Consider the following 16,061-nt stretch of genomic DNA (forward strand, 5'->3'; position numbering starts at 1 on the left):
GTAGGCGGTGGTCTCGGCGGTCGCCGAGGACTCCACCGACTCGTCGGAGGCCGTCACGGTCGCCGGCTCCACCTCATCGATGCGACGCTGCTGGCGCTCCCGGATCGCGTCGACGATCAGCAGGATCACTCCGACGACGCTGGCCGCGATACATACCCATGCGACCAGCTCATTGCTGGTGACAACCGCGGTGACCAGGGCCGCGAGGCCGATCACCGCCAGCACCAGCGCAACGATCAGCATCGATCAACCTCCAGCGCGCGCAGCGCTCAGTTGTTGCCCCGGTTGAACTGGTTGAACCCACCGCCGTCGCTGGCAGCGCCGGAATCCACCGGTGCGGCCGAGCCACGCTGACCGAGCTCCTCGAGCTGGGACTCCAGGTAGGTCTTGAGCCGGGTGCGGTATTCGCGCTCGAACGTCCGCAGCTGCTCCAGTCGTCCCTCGAGGACAGTCCGCTGCTGGTTGATCGTGCCCATGATCTCGGTGTGCTTGCGCTCGGCGTCGGCCTGCAAGGCGTCGGCCTTCTCCTGCGCCTGCCGCAGCTGGGTCTCCGAACGGTTCTGCGCATCGCTGAGCAGTGCTTCGGCACGCTGCTTGGCGTCGGCGACCGTGGTCTCCGCGGTGTGGCGGGCCTCCGACAGGATCTGATCGGCATTGCTGCGCGCATCGGCGAGCAGCTTGTCGGCCTCGGCCTTGGCCGTGCCGGTGAGCCGGTCGGCGGTGTCCTGGGCCAGGGCCAGCACCCGAGCGGCCTTGATGGCCTGCTCCTCGCTGGCGGCCGGGCTCGGCGCGGGGGCGGGAGCCGCCTGCGGCGCGGGCGCCGGGGTGGGCTCGGGCTCCGGCTCCGGCTGATACATCGGAATGGCCTGCGTCGGCTGCGGAACCGCGCCGCCGGAGCGCGCGGAGGACAATTCCTGGTCGAGCTCGGCGACCCGCTGGCGCAGATCCGAGTTCTCCTCGATGAGCCTGGTCAGCTCGTTCTCCACCAGGTCGAGGAAGGCGTCGACCTCGTCCTCGTTGTAGCCTCGCTTGCCGATGGGCGGCTTGCTGAACGCCACATTGTGCACGTCGGCCGGTGTAAGTGGCATCATCTGCCCCCTCGGGTCTGAACGGTTGAACGGGTGCAAAGTCTAGAACGTGTCGAACGTTCGTCGGTCCGTACTGTAACTGGCGTCCATCCTGTCACACCAGAACCGCCGGTTGCCTAATTAAGAGCTAAATTCAATTTTCTACATACCGCTTCCACGGCGTGGCTAATCGCATTTCGCGGCCCGATGGGGTAACTTGCCGCCCTCAGGCGGCTGCGCCGAATGCCAGCTGCATGCCGATGAACGCGAGCAGCAGCAGCACCATGATCGACAGGTCGAACCGGACCGCGCCGATGGTCAGCTGCGGGATAAGCCGACGTAACAGCTTCACCGGTGGGTCGGTGACCGTCATGATCAATTCGAGGATCACCACGGTGAGCCCTCGCGGATGCCAATCCCGGCTGAACGACCGGATGAACTCGACGACGACCCGGGCGATCAACAGCAGCCAGAACACGAACAGCGCGAAGCCAAGGATTTCGAAGAACAGCGACAACTAGAGCCGGTCCTTAATCAACAGCGGATGTGACATTGCCGACATCGCTGGGTTTGAGGCCAGCGCGACGCAGTCAGCCTACCTAAGACCTGCGGTGCTCCGAGACGTCGGACCACCGCTGTCGGTCACTGGTAGCTGTAGAAACCCGCCTCGGCGATCCGCCGGCGCTCCTCGGCGCTGACGTCGACGTCGGCCGGCGACAGCAGGAACACCTTGGTGGCCACCTTGTCGAACGACCCGCGCAGGGCGAAGGCCAGACCGGCGGCGAAGTCGACCAGCCTCTTGGCGTCGGCGTTGTCCATCGAGACCAGGTCCATGATCACCGGCTGGCCGTCGCGGAAACGCTCGCCGATGGTGCGGGCCTCGCTGTAGTCCTTGGGGCGCAGGGTGGTGATCTTCGACAGCGGGCTGCCGGCTTCGAACAGTTCGGCCATCCGGCGCGGGTCCATCGCCAGTGCGCCGCGGGTCGAACCGCGCAGCGAGCCGAACCGCGACGAGCGCGGCATGTCGTGGGGGTGGGGCTCGAACTCGCGCGGACGGAACCGCGGCTCGTCGCCGTACTGGGCGCGGAAGCCACCGGTCGGCGCGTAGTCGGCCTCGCGCGGGTCCCGGAGATCGTCATACTCGCGACCCATCCGCGGGTCGCGGTCGTCGAAGCGGCCCGGGCGCTCGTACTCGTCGTCGGCGAAGCGCTCACGGCGGGCGTAACCGCGGTGAGCGCCGCGGTCGTCGTCGTCGTAGTACTCGTCGTCATAGTCGTCCATCGGGGCCATACCGAAGTAAGCCTTGACCTTGTGGAGAGTGCTCATCGCTGGACCCTTCTGAAAGCGTGAAGTGCGGTGTCTGTGATGAAGATGTGACTGGAGTGACTACTCAGGGAGACGTTAGAGGACGTTGTCCCATAAGCGCGGTTCCGACACGCACACACGTAGATCCGTGTCGCACCGCCGCCTCCAGGTCGCCCGACATCCCCGCCGACAACGCTGTCGCACCAGGGTGATTGCGCAATATCCGGCGGTGTTCGTCGGCCAGCGCCGCGAATGCCGCGTCGGGATCGGCACCCAGCGGCGGGACGGCCATCAGCCCGGCCAGCCGCAGCGCGTCCGCCTCGGCGACCAGGGCGCACAGCTCGTCGGCGGCGCCCGGATCGCCGATGTCCACACCGCCGCGTGAGGTGTCACCGTCGAGGCTGATCTGGACGAACACGTTGATCGGTGCACTCCGCACGCCCTGCTCGATAGCCAGCGCGGCACCGCGGTCCAGCGCCGCGGCCACCTTGGCCGTACTCAGCGAGTGGACCGTATCCGCCCACGCCGCAATCGCTTTGGCCTTGTTGCGTTGGATCTGACCGACCATGTGCCAGCGCAGGTCACCGGCACCGGTGAGATCGGCCACCTCGGCGATCTTCGCCGAGGCCTCCTGTTCGCGGGATTCACCGAACACCCGGCAACCCAGCCGCCACAGGATGGCGAGGTCGGTCGCCGGGAAGAACTTGGTGATCGGCAGCAGGTCGATCTCGGCGACGTCGCGGCCGGCGTCGCGCGCGGCCGCCGCGAGCCGGTCGGTCAGTGCGGCCAGGGCGGTGGCCAGTTGGGCCTCCCGGTCGGTGGGGCTCGTCATTCCATCCACACCAAACAGGCCAGGCGACCGGTCGGGGCGTCGCGGCGGTGGCTGAACAATCTGGTGTCGGCCACCGTGCAGCGCGGGTCCGCGTCGATGGCCTTCACCCCGGCGTCGCGCAATTGCCGGGCGATCCCGGCCCGCAGATCCAGTCCCGGGGTGCCTTTGGCGGTCCGGGTCCGGCTGCCAGGCAGCCGCGCTTCGACATCGGCGGCCATCTGTTCGGGCACCTCATAGTTGGCGCCGCTGACGGCCGGGCCGAGCAGCACCGAGATGTCCGCGGTGTGCGCACCGTTGGCCAGCATGGTGTCCAGGGTTCGCAGCACCACACCGTCGGCGGCGCCGACCCGCCCGGCGTGGACGGCGGCGACCACCCCGGCGCGGGCGTCGGACATCAGCACGGGCACGCAGTCCGCGGTCACCACGGCCAGGGCGAGCCCGGGCGTCGTCGTCACCAGCGCGTCGGTGTCGTCGACGGCGTCGGCACGCGGACCGTCGACCACGGCGACGTGATCACTGTGGGTCTGGTTCATCCACACGATGTGGTCCTCGGGCAGCCCGATCGCGGCGGCCAGCCGTGTCCGGTTGGCCGCAACCGCTTTCGGGTCGTCGCCGACGTGGTCACCGAGATTGAAGGTGTCGAACGGTCGGACCGAGACACCACCGGCACGGGTGGTGGTCACGCGACGGATGACTGTCACAAACCCAGTATTGCGGCAGTGCGGAAAGCGTCAGTGCCGCATGAACGGCGGCACGTCGACGTCGTCGTCGGAGATTCCGCCGTCGTCGCCGCCACCGATGCTCACCGTCGCACCGTTGGTGTGCACCGGCACGCTCGCGGCGTCGATCGGGTCGAACAGCGACGAGCTGAGCTTGCCTGCCGCACCGGGCGCGATGGGCTGCGCTCCGGTGGCGGCGCCGGCCGCCCCGACGACCGGCTTGCGGCTCGGGCCGGCGGAGTCGAACCCGGCGGCGATGACCGTGACCCGGACCTCGTCGCCGAGCGAGTCGTCGATCACGGTGCCGAAGATGATGTTGGCATCCTGGTGCGCGGCGTCCTGCACCAGTGAGGCGGCCTCGTTGATCTCGAAGAGGCCGAGGTCGCTGCCGCCGGCCACCGACAGCAGCACGCCCTGCGCACCTTCCATCGAGGCTTCCAGCAGCGGCGAGTTGATCGCGATCTCGGCGGCCTTGAGCGCGCGGCCGTCACCGCGGGCCGAGCCGATACCCATCAGGGCGGTGCCCGCACCGCTCATGACGCCCTTGACGTCGGCGAAGTCGACGTTGATCAGGCCCGGGGTGGTGATCAGGTCGGTGATGCCCTGCACGCCGTTGAGGAGCACTTCGTCGGCGCTGCGGAAGGCATCCATCAGCGAGACCTGGGCGTCGCCCATCTGCAGCAGCCGGTCGTTGGGGATGACGATCAGGGTGTCGCAGCTCTCGCGCAGCGCCTGGATGCCGTTCTCGGCCTGGTTGGAGCGGCGCTTGCCCTCGAAGGAGAACGGTCGCGTCACCACACCGACGGTCAGCGCGCCGAGCTTGCGGGCGATGTTGGCCACCACGGGTGCGCCACCGGTGCCGGTGCCACCCCCCTCGCCGGCGGTGACGAAGACCATGTCGGCGCCGCGCAGCAGCTCCTCGATCTCGTCCTTGGCGTCCTCGGCGGCCTTGCGGCCGACCTCGGGGTCGGCGCCGGCGCCGAGACCGCGGGTGGAGTCGCGGCCGACGTCGAGCTTGACGTCGGCGTCGCTCATCAACAGCGCCTGGGCGTCGGTGTTGATCGCGATGAACTCCACGCCCTTGAGTCCCTGCTCGATCATGCGGTTGACGGCGTTGACGCCGCCGCCGCCAATGCCAACGACCTTGATGACGGCGAGGTAGTTATGCGGGGGGGTCATCGTCTGTCTTCCTCCCAGGTGGGGATCGGGTCTTCGGCCCTTCCGGCAAACCCTCAACCTCAACCAGAGGCTTAGAGTTATGTCAAGTAGTGCCGTGCAACCAGAACGGTATGGCCGGTGGTGCCCGGATGTGGGAGGCGCGCCGGGGTGTCGCCGGCGAATTTCCTCACCGGCCTGCGCCGACCGGCTACTTGACCGTCGGCAGATCCGGGCTCGACACGTCGTACACCTTGCCCGGCTGGGTCAGCAGCGCGGCCAGCTTCTCCGCCTTCTCCTCGGTGCGGTCCGTCGTCCCCCACACCACCGTGCGCCCGTCGGTCAGCGTCAGCGTCACCGACGCCACCGACGGCGCGGCCACCCGGCTGACCTGACCCACCACCTCCGGGCGCAGCGCCGTCATCACCTCCAGCGCGGCCCGCGTCGGCGGATCGCTCGGGCCGGGCTTGTCGACGTCGATGTACGGCAGGCCGGGCGGCGGCGGCGCCGTCGCGAAATCCACGCCGTCCTTGTCGAACAGGTGCGGACCGTCGGGATAGTCCTTCACGACGATCGGGATTCGCTCGACGATCGTGATGCGCAACGTCGACGGATACTCGCGCTGGACCCGTGCGCTGGCCACCCGCCGGATGCCGGCCACCCGATCGGCCACCTGGTCGGTGTTGATCTGCAGCAGCGGCGTGCCCAGCCGGACCTTCGCCGCGTCGACGACCTCCTCGCGGGTCACCGCGCCGATCCCGGTGATCACCAGCGAGCGGGCCGACATGACCGGGGTGAAATAGAGGATCAATCCCAGCCCGACACTGATGATCGCCAGGACGATCAGCCAGATGAACAGCCGCAGACCGCGAACGGTCCCCTTGCCCACAGCTTTCGGCTCTTCGGTGGCCTCACCGCGAACCCGGCGCTTGGCCTCCCGGCGAGCCTCTTCGATCGCGGTGGCCCGGATCTGCGCGGCGCGGCGCTCGGCACGCTCGCGGCGTTCCCGCATGCGGGGGCCTTCTTTTGCGTCGCCGAGATCGACGTTTTGCTCGTCTTCACTCGCACTTTCGCTGCCATCTGTCGGTTTGGGCAGAATGGGGGCGTCTTCGCCCGCCTCGGGATCGCTCATCGATTCCCCTTGTCCTGCAACGCCGTCAGGATCTCCTGCCCCAGCATCGTGACGTCACCGGCGCCCATCGTGACCACGACGTCACCCGGGCGCGCCGACGCGGCGACCTGCGCGGCCACCGCCGAGAAGTCGGCGACATAATGCACCGGCACGCTGACGTGCTGGGCCACCGTCGCGCCGCTGATCCCGGCGATCGGCTGCTCACGCGCCGCGTAGACGTCGAGGACGAACACCTCGTCGGCGGTATCGAGCGCGCTGCCGAAGTCACGCGCGAAAGTCTTTGTGCGCGAATACAAATGCGGTTGGAACACCACGATGCTGCGCGCGCCGACGATCGTGGGATGCCCGGTCCGGTCCTGCTGGGCGACCGCCCGCAGTGCGGTCAGCGCGGCCCTGACCTCGGTCGGATGATGGGCATAGTCGTCGAAGACCCGCACCCCGTCGGCCGTGCCGACCAACTCGAAGCGCCGCCGCACCCCCTCGAACCCGGCCAACCCGTCGAGCACCTCGTCGATCGGCGCACCGGCCTCGGCCGCGGCCAACAGCGCGGCCAGGGCATTGAGTGCCATGTGCCGGCCCGGCACCGCCAGCCGCAACACCCGCTGATGAGCCTCGCCGGCCAATTGGATGTGGGCGACCGCACCGGTGCCGTGCTGCTCCCAGCCGATCAGCGCACCGGCCAGTCCGTCCGCCGGGCCTTCCCCGTAGCGCAAGACCCGAACCCCAAGGGCCGCACTGCGTTCGGCCAGTGCGGCCGAACCGGGATCGTCCGCGCACGCCACCAGGGCGCCGCCCGGCGCCAGGCGTTCGACGAAGGCGTCGAACACCGCGGTGTAGGCGTCTGCGCTACCGAAGAAGTCGAGGTGGTCGGCCTCGATGTTGGTCACCACCGCCACATCCGGGGTGTACTCGAGCAGCGAGCCGTCGCTTTCGTCGGCCTCGGCGACGAAACAGTCGCCACTTCCGTTGTGCGCGTTGGTCCCCGCCTCGCCGAGATCGCCGCCGACCGCGAACGACGGATCCAGCCCGGCATGCTGCAGCGCGACGATCAGCATCGAGGTCGTCGTGGTCTTGCCGTGGGTGCCCGTCACCATCAGCGTGCGGAAACCGGCCATCAGTTTGGCCAGGACCACCGGGCGCAGAATCACCGGGATCGCCCGCTTGCGTGCCTCCACCAGTTCGGGATTGGTCTTCGGGATCGCCGCGTGGGTGGTGATCACCGCGGTCGGGCCGCCCGGCAGCAGGTCGAGATTGGCCGCATCGTGACCGATGCTGATCATCGCTCCGCGCGCGCGCAACGCCACCACACCGCGGGAGTCCTTGGCGTCGGAACCCGACACCAGGCCCCCGCGGTCCAGCAGGATCCGGGCGATACCCGACATCCCCGCGCCGCCGATGCCCACCATGTGCACGCGCTGCAGTTCCGGTGGCAGCGCCCGGGGACCCGTCGGCGCGGTCATCGGCGGACCCTTCCGGCGTGCGCGACGTCGAGGGCCACCGCGGCGACCCGCTGCGCGGCGTCCCGGTGTCCGACCCGCGCGGCGGACACCGTCATCGCCTGCAGTCGCGGCGGGTCGGTCAGCAGGCCGACCACCTCGCGGGCGATGAACTCGGGGGTGAGCTGGGCGTCCTCGACCAGCAGCCCGCCGCCGGGGTTGACCACCGGCAGCGCGTTGAGGCGCTGCTCGCCGTTGCCGATCGGTAGCGGTACGTAGACCGCGGGCAATCCGACCGCCGACACCTCGGCCACCGTCATCGCGCCGGAGCGGCAGATCGCCAGGTCGGCGGCGGCGTAGGCCAGGTCCATCCGGTCCAGGTAGGGCACCGCGACGTACGGCGGGTCGGCCGGCTGGGTGCTGCGCAGGTCGAGGGTGTTCTTCGGGCCGTGGGCGTGCAGCACCGCGATGCCCGCGGCGGCCAGATCGGCGGCAGCAGCGGCCACCGCACGGTTGATCGACGCCGCGCCCTGCGAACCGCCGAACACCAGCAGCACGGTGGCGTCGTCGGCGAATCCGAAGTACTCGCGGGCCTGCGCGCGCAACCCGACCCGATCCAGCGAGGTGATCGACGCCCGCACGGGCATGCCCACCACCTCGGCGTGCCGCAGCCCCGAATCGGGTACGGCGGCCAGCACTCTGCGGGCGCCGCGGGCGCCGAGTTTGTTGGCGATCCCGGCGCGCGCGTTGGCTTCGTGCACGACGACGGGAATGCGACGGCGCCGTGCCGCCAGGTAGGCGGGGACGGCGACATACCCACCGAACCCGATCACCACGTCGGCGGCGACGTCGTCGAGCACGGCACGGGTTTCCCGCACCGCGCGGCGGACCCGCAGCGGCAGGCTCATCAGGTCGCCGTTGAACGTGCGCGGCAGCGGCACAGCGGTGATGAGTTCCAGGTCGTAGCCGCGGTCGGGCACCAGCCGGGTCTCCAGACCGCGCGGGGTGCCCAATGCGGTGATCCGGATATCCGCGTCCAGCGCTCTGAGCGCGTCAGCCACCGCCATGGCCGGTTCGACATGCCCGGCGGTGCCTCCACCGGCAAGCACAACCGACACCGAGTCACTCACCCGTAACGCTGACCTTCCAATGTGCGGGACCGCCGTGCGCGACTGCTTCCCTCTTTCGGCTGCTGCGCGCTGTTACGCGGAGCGTCACCATGATGCCCTGAGCGTCGGGTGGGTCGCTGCGCCGTCCTGGTTTTGGCAGGTAGAGCGGCACGGTCGCGGGTGGACTGGGTTGCGCGGGCCGGTTTCTTGGCCGGTTTCTTCTCCGGCCTGGCCGGGCGGGCCGGCCGCGCGGGTTTGGCGGGTTTGGCGGCTTTGGTGGCCTTGGCGGCGTTCGGCCTGCTGCGCAGCCGGTCGCGCACCGCCTCCACCCGGGAGGGCACATAAGGCTCGGGCAGCGGGAGTCGCAGGATGCGGTTCATCCGGTCTTCGCGGCCCGCGCGCAGCGCCGCGACCGCCTCCGGTTCGTGACGGGCCGCGTTGGCCATCAGGCCGATCATGAACAGCGTTGTCGCCGTTGATGTTCCACCGGCGGAGATGAGGGGCAGCTGGATTCCGGTGACGGGCAGCAGGCCGATGACGTAGCCGACGTTGATGAACACCTGGCCGACCACCCACATGGTGGCCGAGGCGGTGAGCAGCCGCAGGAACGGGTCAGCCGAGCGGCGGGCAATCCGCATGCCGGTGTACGCGAACAGCCCGAACAGGGCCAGCAGCCCGAAGGCGCCGACGAAGCCGAGTTCCTCACCGATGATCGCGAAGATGAAGTCGTTGTGGGCGTTGGGCAGGTAGTTCCACTTCGCGGTGCCCTGCCCCAGCCCGTCGCCGAAGACACCGCCGTTGGCCAGCGCGAACTTGGCCTGCCGGGCCTGGTATCCCGAGCCCTGCGCGTCGGCGCCGGGATCCAGCCACGACCGCACCCGGTCGGAGCGGTAGCCCTCGGAGACCGCCAGTACGGCGGCGGCCGCGACCGCGGCGCCGAGCGAGGTGACGAACACCTTCAGCGGCAGGCCGGCATACCAGAGCAGCGCCAGCAGGATGATGCCCAGCGACACGGTCTGCCCGAGGTCGGGCTGGGCGACGATGAGCACCAGCGCGACCACGGCGGCGGGGATCAGCGGGATCAGCAGTTCGCGCAGCGACGCGTGTTCCAGGCGCCGGGTCGCCAGCAGGTGCGCGCCCCAGATGGCGAACGCGATCTTGGTCAGCTCCGAGGGCTGCATCGACAGCCCGGCGACGACGAACCAGCCGCGGGAACCGTTGGATTCGTGACCGATGCCCGGGATCAGAACCAGCACCAGCATCACGATCGTGATGGCGAACGAGGCGAACGCGGTGCGGCGCAAAAAGTTCACCGGCAACCGCAGTGCGATCCAGCAGGCGAACAGACCCAGCACCGTCCACATCACCTGGCGGCCGAAGATCGCCCAGGGCGAGCCGTCCTCGTCGTAGGAGTGCACGCCCGACGCGGACAGCACCATCGTCAGGCCGAGCGTGACCAACAGCGCGGCCACCGAGATGATCAGGTGGAACGACGTCATCGGCCGGCCCAGCCAGGCGCCGAACCTGCGGTGCACCTCGAAGCGGTGGTTGGCAGGCGCCTCGGTGGCGGCGACCGGCGCGGTGGTGGCCTCGGTGTCCGGTGCGTCGACGGCGTCGGTGTCGGCCTCGACGGTGGAGTCGGTCGTGTCGGCCGAGCCGCGACGGCGCAGCCGGGACAGCATCGTGGGCACGGCCTTTACCGCGCCGTGGCGCGCACGGCGGCGGCGAACGCGTCGCCCCGGTCGGCGTAGCCGGCGAACTGGTCGAACGACGCGCCGGCGGGGGCCAGCAGCACCGTGTCGCCGGTGTGGGCCAGGCTCGCGGCGGCGGCGACGACCTCGGTCATCACCCGGGCGCCCAGGCCCGGAGCAGAGGCGTCGACCACTCGAGTCTCATGAGTAACACCTGACTCATTGGTCTCATGCACCACAGCATCCTCCCGCGTCACCACCTGGATGACGGGGACATCGGGCGCGTGTCGCGATAACGCCTCGGCAACCACCGCACGGTCATGGCCGATCAGCACCGCACCGGCCAGCCGGTCCGCCACCCGGGCGACCAGGTCGTCGACCGACGCGCCCTTGAGCATGCCGCCGGCCACCCACACGACCCGCGGATACGCGGTGATCGATGCCTGCGCGGCGTGCGGGTTGGTGGCCTTGGAGTCGTCGACGTACGCCACCCCGTCGACGACGCCCACCTCCTCCGCACGGTGCCGCCCGACCCGGAACGTGCTCAGCGCGTCGGTGATCGAGGCGGGCGCGACGCCGACGGCGCGGGCCAGCGCCGCCGCGCCCAGCGCGTCGAGGACACCGACCGGACCCGCCACCGAGATCGCCTCGACCGGGGCCAGTTCGAGATCGTCGGCGAACGCGCGGTCGACGAGCATGCCGTCGCGCACGCCGAGTTCCCCGGCGTGCGGCTCCCCCAGCCGGAAACCGACCTTCACGGCTGCGGCCGCGCCCGGCAGCAGACCGCTCGCAACCGGGTCGTCGAGACCGACGACCGCGACCCGGCCGTCGAGCACCCGGGCCTTCGCGGCGGCGTAGGCCTCCATCGACCCGTGCCAGTCCAGGTGGTCTTCGGCGACGTTGAGCACCGCCCCGGCCGCCGGGCGCAGCGACGGCGCCCAGAACAGCTGGAAGCTCGACAGCTCCACCGCCAGGATGTCCGCCGGCTGATCCAACACGTCCAGTACCGGGTCGCCGATGTTGCCGCACAACACCGCGCGGCGGCCGTCGGCGACCAGCATGGCGTGCAGCATCGACGTCGTGGTGGTCTTGCCGTTGGTGCCGGTGACCACCAGCCAGCGCCGCGGCGGACCGTAGTGGCCTGCGGCATCAAGGCGCCAGGCCAGCTCGACGTCACCCCAGATCGGCAGTCCGGCCCCGGCGGCCGCGGCCAGCACCGGTGCGGTCGGCGGAAAGCCCGGGCTGGTCACCACCAGGGCGAAGTCCCTGATGGACACGACCGCCTCGGCCGGGGTGATCGCATGGATTCCGTTGTCGGCCAACGCTTTCAACGATTCGGCGTTGTCGTCGCAGACCCAGATGTGCACGTCGAGCGCCGCCAGTGCCGACACCACCGCACGCCCGGTCACCCGGGCGCCGGCCACCAGCACCTGCACCCCTGGGGTCAGCGGCTCCAGCCCGGGCATGTCAGGCCCCGGCACCGTCAGGCTCCTATGGCAGACAGCCACTCGCCGTAGAACAGCGCCACGCCGAGGCCGCAGGCGATCGCGGTGAGCAACCAGAACCGGATGATCACCGTCGTCTCCGCCCAGCCGACCAGCTCGAAATGATGGTGGAACGGCGCCATCCGGAACACCCGTCGCCCGGTGGTGCGGAACGCCAGGATCTGCACCACCACCGACGTCACCTCGGCGACGAACAGCGCGCCCAGCACCACCGCGAGAACCTCGGTGCGACTGGTCACCGACAGGCCGGCGATCATCCCGCCCAGGGCCAGCGACCCGGTGTCGCCCATGAAGATCTTGGCCGGTGCGGCGTTCCACCACAGGAAGCCGATGCACGCCCCGGCGGTGGCCGCCGCGAGCAGCGCCAGATCCAGCGGGTCACGCACGTTGTAGCAGCCCAGTCCGGGGGCGGTCGCGCAAGCGTTGCGGTACTGCCAGAACGTGATCAGCACGTACGCGGCACTGACCATGGCCATGCTGCCGCCGGCCAGCCCGTCCAGGCCGTCGGTGAAGTTCACCGCGTTGGACCAGGCGCTGACCACCACGACGGCGAACAGCACGAACAGCAGCGGGCTCAGCGTGACCGTGGCGATCTCGCGCACATAGGACAGCTCTGGACTGCCCGGCGTGAGCCCGTCGGAGTTGCGGAACTGCAGCACGAGGATGCCGAACAGCACGGCGGCGGTGATCTGCCCGACCGTCTTGGCGGTCTTGTTCAGGCCGAGGTTGCGGGAGCGGCGGATCTTGATCAGGTCGTCGACGAATCCGACCGCGCCGAGCGCGGTGGCCAGACCCAGCACCAGCAGACCCGAGGCCGACGGGCCGTCGCCGTCGAGCGCGAGACCGACCAGATGGGTGCCGAAATAGCCGGCCCAGATCCCGACGATGATGGCCACGCCGCCCATCGACGGTGTGCCGCGTTTGGTCTTGTGGCTCGGCGGCCCGTCCTCGCGGATCTCGTGGCCGAAACCCTGGCGGGTGAACAGCTTGATCAGCGCCGGCGTCAGCAGGATCGAGACCGCCAGCGCGATCGCGACGGCGACGAGGATCAGTCTCATGAGGCGCCCTCGTCGAGCAGGGCTTCGGCCAGCGAGCCGAGGCCCGCCGAATTGGAGGCCTTCACCAGGACGACGTCACCGGGCTGCAGTTCGGCACGCAACACCGCCAGGGCAGCGTCGGCGTCGGCGACCATGGTGGATTCCGAACCCCAGGATCCCTCCATGACCGCCCCGTGGTGCATGGCGCTCATGGGCCTCCCGGTTCCGACGACGACGAGTCGACTGATATCTAAGCGCACGGCCAGCCGACCGACACGATCATGCTCGGTTATCGACTCATCCCCCAGCTCGGCCATCTCACCGAGCACCGCCCAACTGCGGCGCGTTTCACCCGAGCGGGCCATCACGGCCAGCGCCCGCAGCCCGGCCTTCATCGAGTCGGGGTTGGCGTTGTAGGCGTCATTGACGATGGTGACGCCGTCGGCGCGGGTATGCACCTCCATCCGGTGCCGCGACGCCGGCCCCGCGGTCGCCAGTGCGGCGGCCACCTGCTCCGGCGTCGCCCCGCATTCCAAGGCCACCGCCGCCGCCGACAGGGCGTTGCCGACCTGATGCTCGCCGTGCACGGCCAGCCGCACCTCGACGGAGCCGGCCGGGGTCAGCAAGGTGAAGCGCGGCTGCGCCAGCTCGTCGAGCTGAACGTTCTCGGCGCGGATGTCGGCCGCCTCGGACTGCCCGACCCGCACCACCCGGGCGGCGGTCCGGTCCGACATCGCCGACACCAGCGGATCATCGGCGTTCAGAATTGCCACCCCGGAGGCCGGAACTGCTTCTACCAGTTCACCTTTCGTGGCGGCGATCACCTCACGCGAGCCGAACTCGCCGAGGTGCGCGGTGCCCACGTTGAGCACCACCGCGATCGACGGCGGCGCGATCGCGGCGAGCGCGGCGATGTTCCCGAGGTGGCGGGCCGACATCTCCAGGACCAGGTAGTCGGTGTCCTCGGTCGCCCGCAGCACGGTCCAGGGCAGCCCGAGTTCGTTGTTGAACGAGCCGGGCGGGGCGATGACCTCGCCCAGCGGGCGCAGCACCGCGGCGATCAGATCTTTCGTCGACGTCTTACCCGACGATCCGGTGACCCCGACGATCGTCAGACCGCCCGCCACGAGTTCGGCCGCGACCGCCGCGGCCAGCTTCGACAGTGCCGCCAGCACGGCGGCACCGGAGCCGTCGACGTCGTGTTCGAGCACCCCGGCTCCCGCGTCGGCGGCCACCGCCGGCGGCACCACGATCGCGGGCACCCCCACCGGCCGAGCCGCGAGCACCGCGGCCGCACCCGCCGCGGCGGCGGCCTCGGCGAAGTCGTGTCCGTCGCTGCGGGCACCCGGCAGCGCGAGGAACAAACCACCCGGACCCACGGCGCGCGAATCGAATTCGACGGTCCCGGTGACGATCCGCTCAGCCGCCGCGTCCGCGCTGATGTCGGCGAGTTCGCCGCCGACGATCTCGGCGATCCGGGAAACGGACAGCGCGATCATGCGCCCGCTCCCCGCGCGTCGAGGGCGGCCGCGAGCTCGGCACGGTCGTCGAAGGGACGGGTCTGTCCGGCCGCGGTCTGGCCCTTCTCGTGCCCCTTCCCCGCGATCACCACGACGTCGCCGCTGCGGGCCCAGCCCACCGCGTGCCGGATCGCCGCGCGCCGGTCCCCGATCTCGATGACCTCAGCGCCGTCGGCGCCTCCGGCGCCGGCCATGATCGCGGCCCGAATCGTCGCGGGATCCTCGTTGCGGGGGTTGTCGTCGGTGACGATCACCAGGTCGGCGAGCTCGGAAGCGATGCGGCCCATGGGTTCCCGCTTTCCGGGATCGCGGTCGCCGCCGGCGCCGAAGACCACCGCCAGCCGGCCCTGCGCGGGCTTGAGAGTCGCCAGCACCGCCTGCAGCGCACCGGGTTTGTGGGCGTAGTCGACGACCGCCAGGAAGTCCTGCCCGCGGTCGATCGGTTCCAGGCGGCCGGGCACAGCCGCCGCGCGCAACCCGGGTGCGGCCTGTTCGGGTGACACCCCGATGGCGTCGAGCATCGCCAACGCTAGGAGCGCGTTGGCGACGTTGTAGCGCCCGGGCAGGCGGATCCGCAGCCGGTGATGCACCCCGGCGGGGTCCACCGCGGTGAACTCCTGGGCACCGCCGTCGAGCACCGTGATGTCCTCGGCCCGCCAATCCGCCGGGTGGCCGTCGGCGGACACCGTCACCGAATCGTCGGCCCGGCGGGCCATGTCGCGGCCCGCGTCGTCGTCGACGCAGATCACCGACACCGCGGCGTGCGCCGGTGAGGCCGGATCGAACAACCGCGCCTTGGCTTCGAAGTAGGCGGCCATCGTGGGATGGAAGTCGAGGTGGTCGCGGGACAGGTTGGTGAAACCGCCGACGGCGAACCGGATGCCGTCGGTGCGACCGAGTTCGAGGGCGTGGCTGGAAACCTCCATCACGGCGGTGTCGACGCCCTTCTCGGCCATCACCGCCAGCAGCGCCTGCAGCGCCGGGGCCTCCGGGGTGGTCAATGCGCTGGGCACGTCCTCCCCGGCGATCCGGACACCGACGGTGCCGATGAGCCCGGGAACACGGTCGGCCGATCGCAGGCCCGCCTCGATCAGGTGGGTGGTGGTGGTCTTGCCGGAGGTTCCGGTGACGCCGACGACCACAACGCGGTCTGACGGGTGCCCGTAGACCGCGGCGGCCAGTTCACCGAGCACGGCGCGGGGCTGCGGATGCAGCAGGACCGGGATGGGTGCCGGTTCGCCGAGCAGGCGGTGGATGACGGCGACCCCTTCGGCGTCGGTGAGCACGGCGACGGCCCCGCCCTCGACGGCGGCCTTGGCGAATTGCGCGCCGTGAGCCGAGGAACCGGGCAACGCGGCGAACAGGTCACCGCCCACCGTGTCCTGGCCGCGCAGGGTGATACCGGTGATTCGCACGTCGGGTGTCGTGCCGCCGGAAGCCGGAACCGCGCCGACCCGGGCGGCCAGCGTCGGCAAGGTCAGCGCCGGCGTGGCGCGGGGCCGCAGGGCGTTGGTCATTGGGTTGTCACCCTACCGAGCCGACACCGTGAACCG

The 16,061-nt window shown here is 70.3% G+C and carries 14 protein-coding genes and 1 pseudogene; all 15 read right to left on the reverse strand.

The window, feature by feature from the left end; all coding sequences use genetic code 11:
• Window positions 1-71: 71 nt before the first annotated feature.
• A pseudogene (locus tag AB4879_RS26985) lies at window positions 72-243 on the reverse strand (hypothetical protein); the annotation flags it as partial.
• A 26-nt stretch (window positions 244-269) separates the two neighbouring features.
• Window positions 270-1,088, reverse strand: coding sequence for a DivIVA domain-containing protein (locus AB4879_RS26990; RefSeq protein ID WP_370510034.1), 819 nt, complete (start codon window positions 1,086-1,088; stop codon window positions 270-272).
• A 205-nt stretch (window positions 1,089-1,293) separates the two neighbouring features.
• Window positions 1,294-1,584 carry a YggT family protein gene (locus AB4879_RS26995; protein WP_115320485.1) on the reverse strand — a complete coding sequence of 97 codons (291 nt, stop codon included), beginning with the start codon at window positions 1,582-1,584 and terminating at the stop codon, window positions 1,294-1,296.
• A gap of 125 nt (window positions 1,585-1,709) precedes the next feature.
• Entirely contained in the window at window positions 1,710-2,393 is a 684-nt protein-coding gene (locus tag AB4879_RS27000) for a cell division protein SepF (protein WP_102805431.1), read from the reverse strand.
• A 64-nt stretch (window positions 2,394-2,457) separates the two neighbouring features.
• Window positions 2,458-3,204 (reverse strand): YggS family pyridoxal phosphate-dependent enzyme, encoded by a 747-nt coding sequence (locus AB4879_RS27005; protein ID WP_370510035.1) that lies wholly within the window; start codon window positions 3,202-3,204, stop codon window positions 2,458-2,460.
• Window positions 3,201-3,905 carry a peptidoglycan editing factor PgeF gene (gene pgeF, locus AB4879_RS27010; RefSeq protein ID WP_370510036.1) on the reverse strand — a complete coding sequence of 235 codons (705 nt, stop codon included), beginning with the start codon at window positions 3,903-3,905 and terminating at the stop codon, window positions 3,201-3,203. Before pgeF ends, AB4879_RS27005 begins: the two co-directional genes overlap by 4 nt.
• Window positions 3,906-3,935: 30 nt before the next feature.
• The gene (gene ftsZ / locus AB4879_RS27015; protein ID WP_036344681.1) at window positions 3,936-5,102 is read right to left on the reverse strand and encodes a cell division protein FtsZ; all 1,167 of its coding nucleotides are present in this window, start codon (window positions 5,100-5,102) and stop codon (window positions 3,936-3,938) included.
• Window positions 5,103-5,289: 187 nt separating this feature from the next.
• A complete protein-coding gene (locus AB4879_RS27020; RefSeq protein WP_370510037.1) occupies window positions 5,290-6,210 on the reverse strand; it encodes a cell division protein FtsQ/DivIB in 921 nt (306 codons plus the stop codon).
• On the reverse strand, window positions 6,207-7,670 hold the full coding sequence (murC, locus tag AB4879_RS27025) for a UDP-N-acetylmuramate--L-alanine ligase (RefSeq protein WP_370510038.1): 1,464 nt from the start codon (window positions 7,668-7,670) through the stop codon (window positions 6,207-6,209). Before murC ends, AB4879_RS27020 begins: the two co-directional genes overlap by 4 nt.
• Complete coding sequence (gene murG / locus AB4879_RS27030) at window positions 7,667-8,797, reverse strand: undecaprenyldiphospho-muramoylpentapeptide beta-N-acetylglucosaminyltransferase (protein WP_370510235.1); 1,131 nt, start codon at window positions 8,795-8,797, stop codon at window positions 7,667-7,669. The genes murC and murG overlap by 4 nt, the downstream gene beginning before the upstream one ends.
• The gene (gene ftsW / locus AB4879_RS27035) at window positions 8,773-10,437 is read right to left on the reverse strand and encodes a putative lipid II flippase FtsW (protein WP_370510236.1); all 1,665 of its coding nucleotides are present in this window, start codon (window positions 10,435-10,437) and stop codon (window positions 8,773-8,775) included. The genes murG and ftsW overlap by 25 nt, the downstream gene beginning before the upstream one ends.
• 14 nt (window positions 10,438-10,451) lie before the next feature.
• The gene (gene murD, locus AB4879_RS27040) at window positions 10,452-11,912 is read right to left on the reverse strand and encodes a UDP-N-acetylmuramoyl-L-alanine--D-glutamate ligase (RefSeq protein ID WP_370510237.1); all 1,461 of its coding nucleotides are present in this window, start codon (window positions 11,910-11,912) and stop codon (window positions 10,452-10,454) included.
• Window positions 11,913-11,929: 17 nt separating this feature from the next.
• Complete coding sequence (gene mraY / locus AB4879_RS27045) at window positions 11,930-13,009, reverse strand: phospho-N-acetylmuramoyl-pentapeptide-transferase (RefSeq protein WP_370510039.1); 1,080 nt, start codon at window positions 13,007-13,009, stop codon at window positions 11,930-11,932.
• The gene (gene murF, locus AB4879_RS27050; RefSeq protein ID WP_370510040.1) at window positions 13,006-14,487 is read right to left on the reverse strand and encodes a UDP-N-acetylmuramoyl-tripeptide--D-alanyl-D-alanine ligase; all 1,482 of its coding nucleotides are present in this window, start codon (window positions 14,485-14,487) and stop codon (window positions 13,006-13,008) included. Before murF ends, mraY begins: the two co-directional genes overlap by 4 nt.
• On the reverse strand, window positions 14,484-16,025 hold the full coding sequence (locus AB4879_RS27055; RefSeq protein ID WP_370510041.1) for a UDP-N-acetylmuramoyl-L-alanyl-D-glutamate--2,6-diaminopimelate ligase: 1,542 nt from the start codon (window positions 16,023-16,025) through the stop codon (window positions 14,484-14,486). The genes murF and AB4879_RS27055 overlap by 4 nt, the downstream gene beginning before the upstream one ends.
• Window positions 16,026-16,061 lie beyond the last annotated feature (36 nt).

It is taken from the genome of Mycobacterium sp. SA01 (assembly GCF_041287105.1).
Classification (GTDB): domain Bacteria; phylum Actinomycetota; class Actinomycetes; order Mycobacteriales; family Mycobacteriaceae; genus Mycobacterium.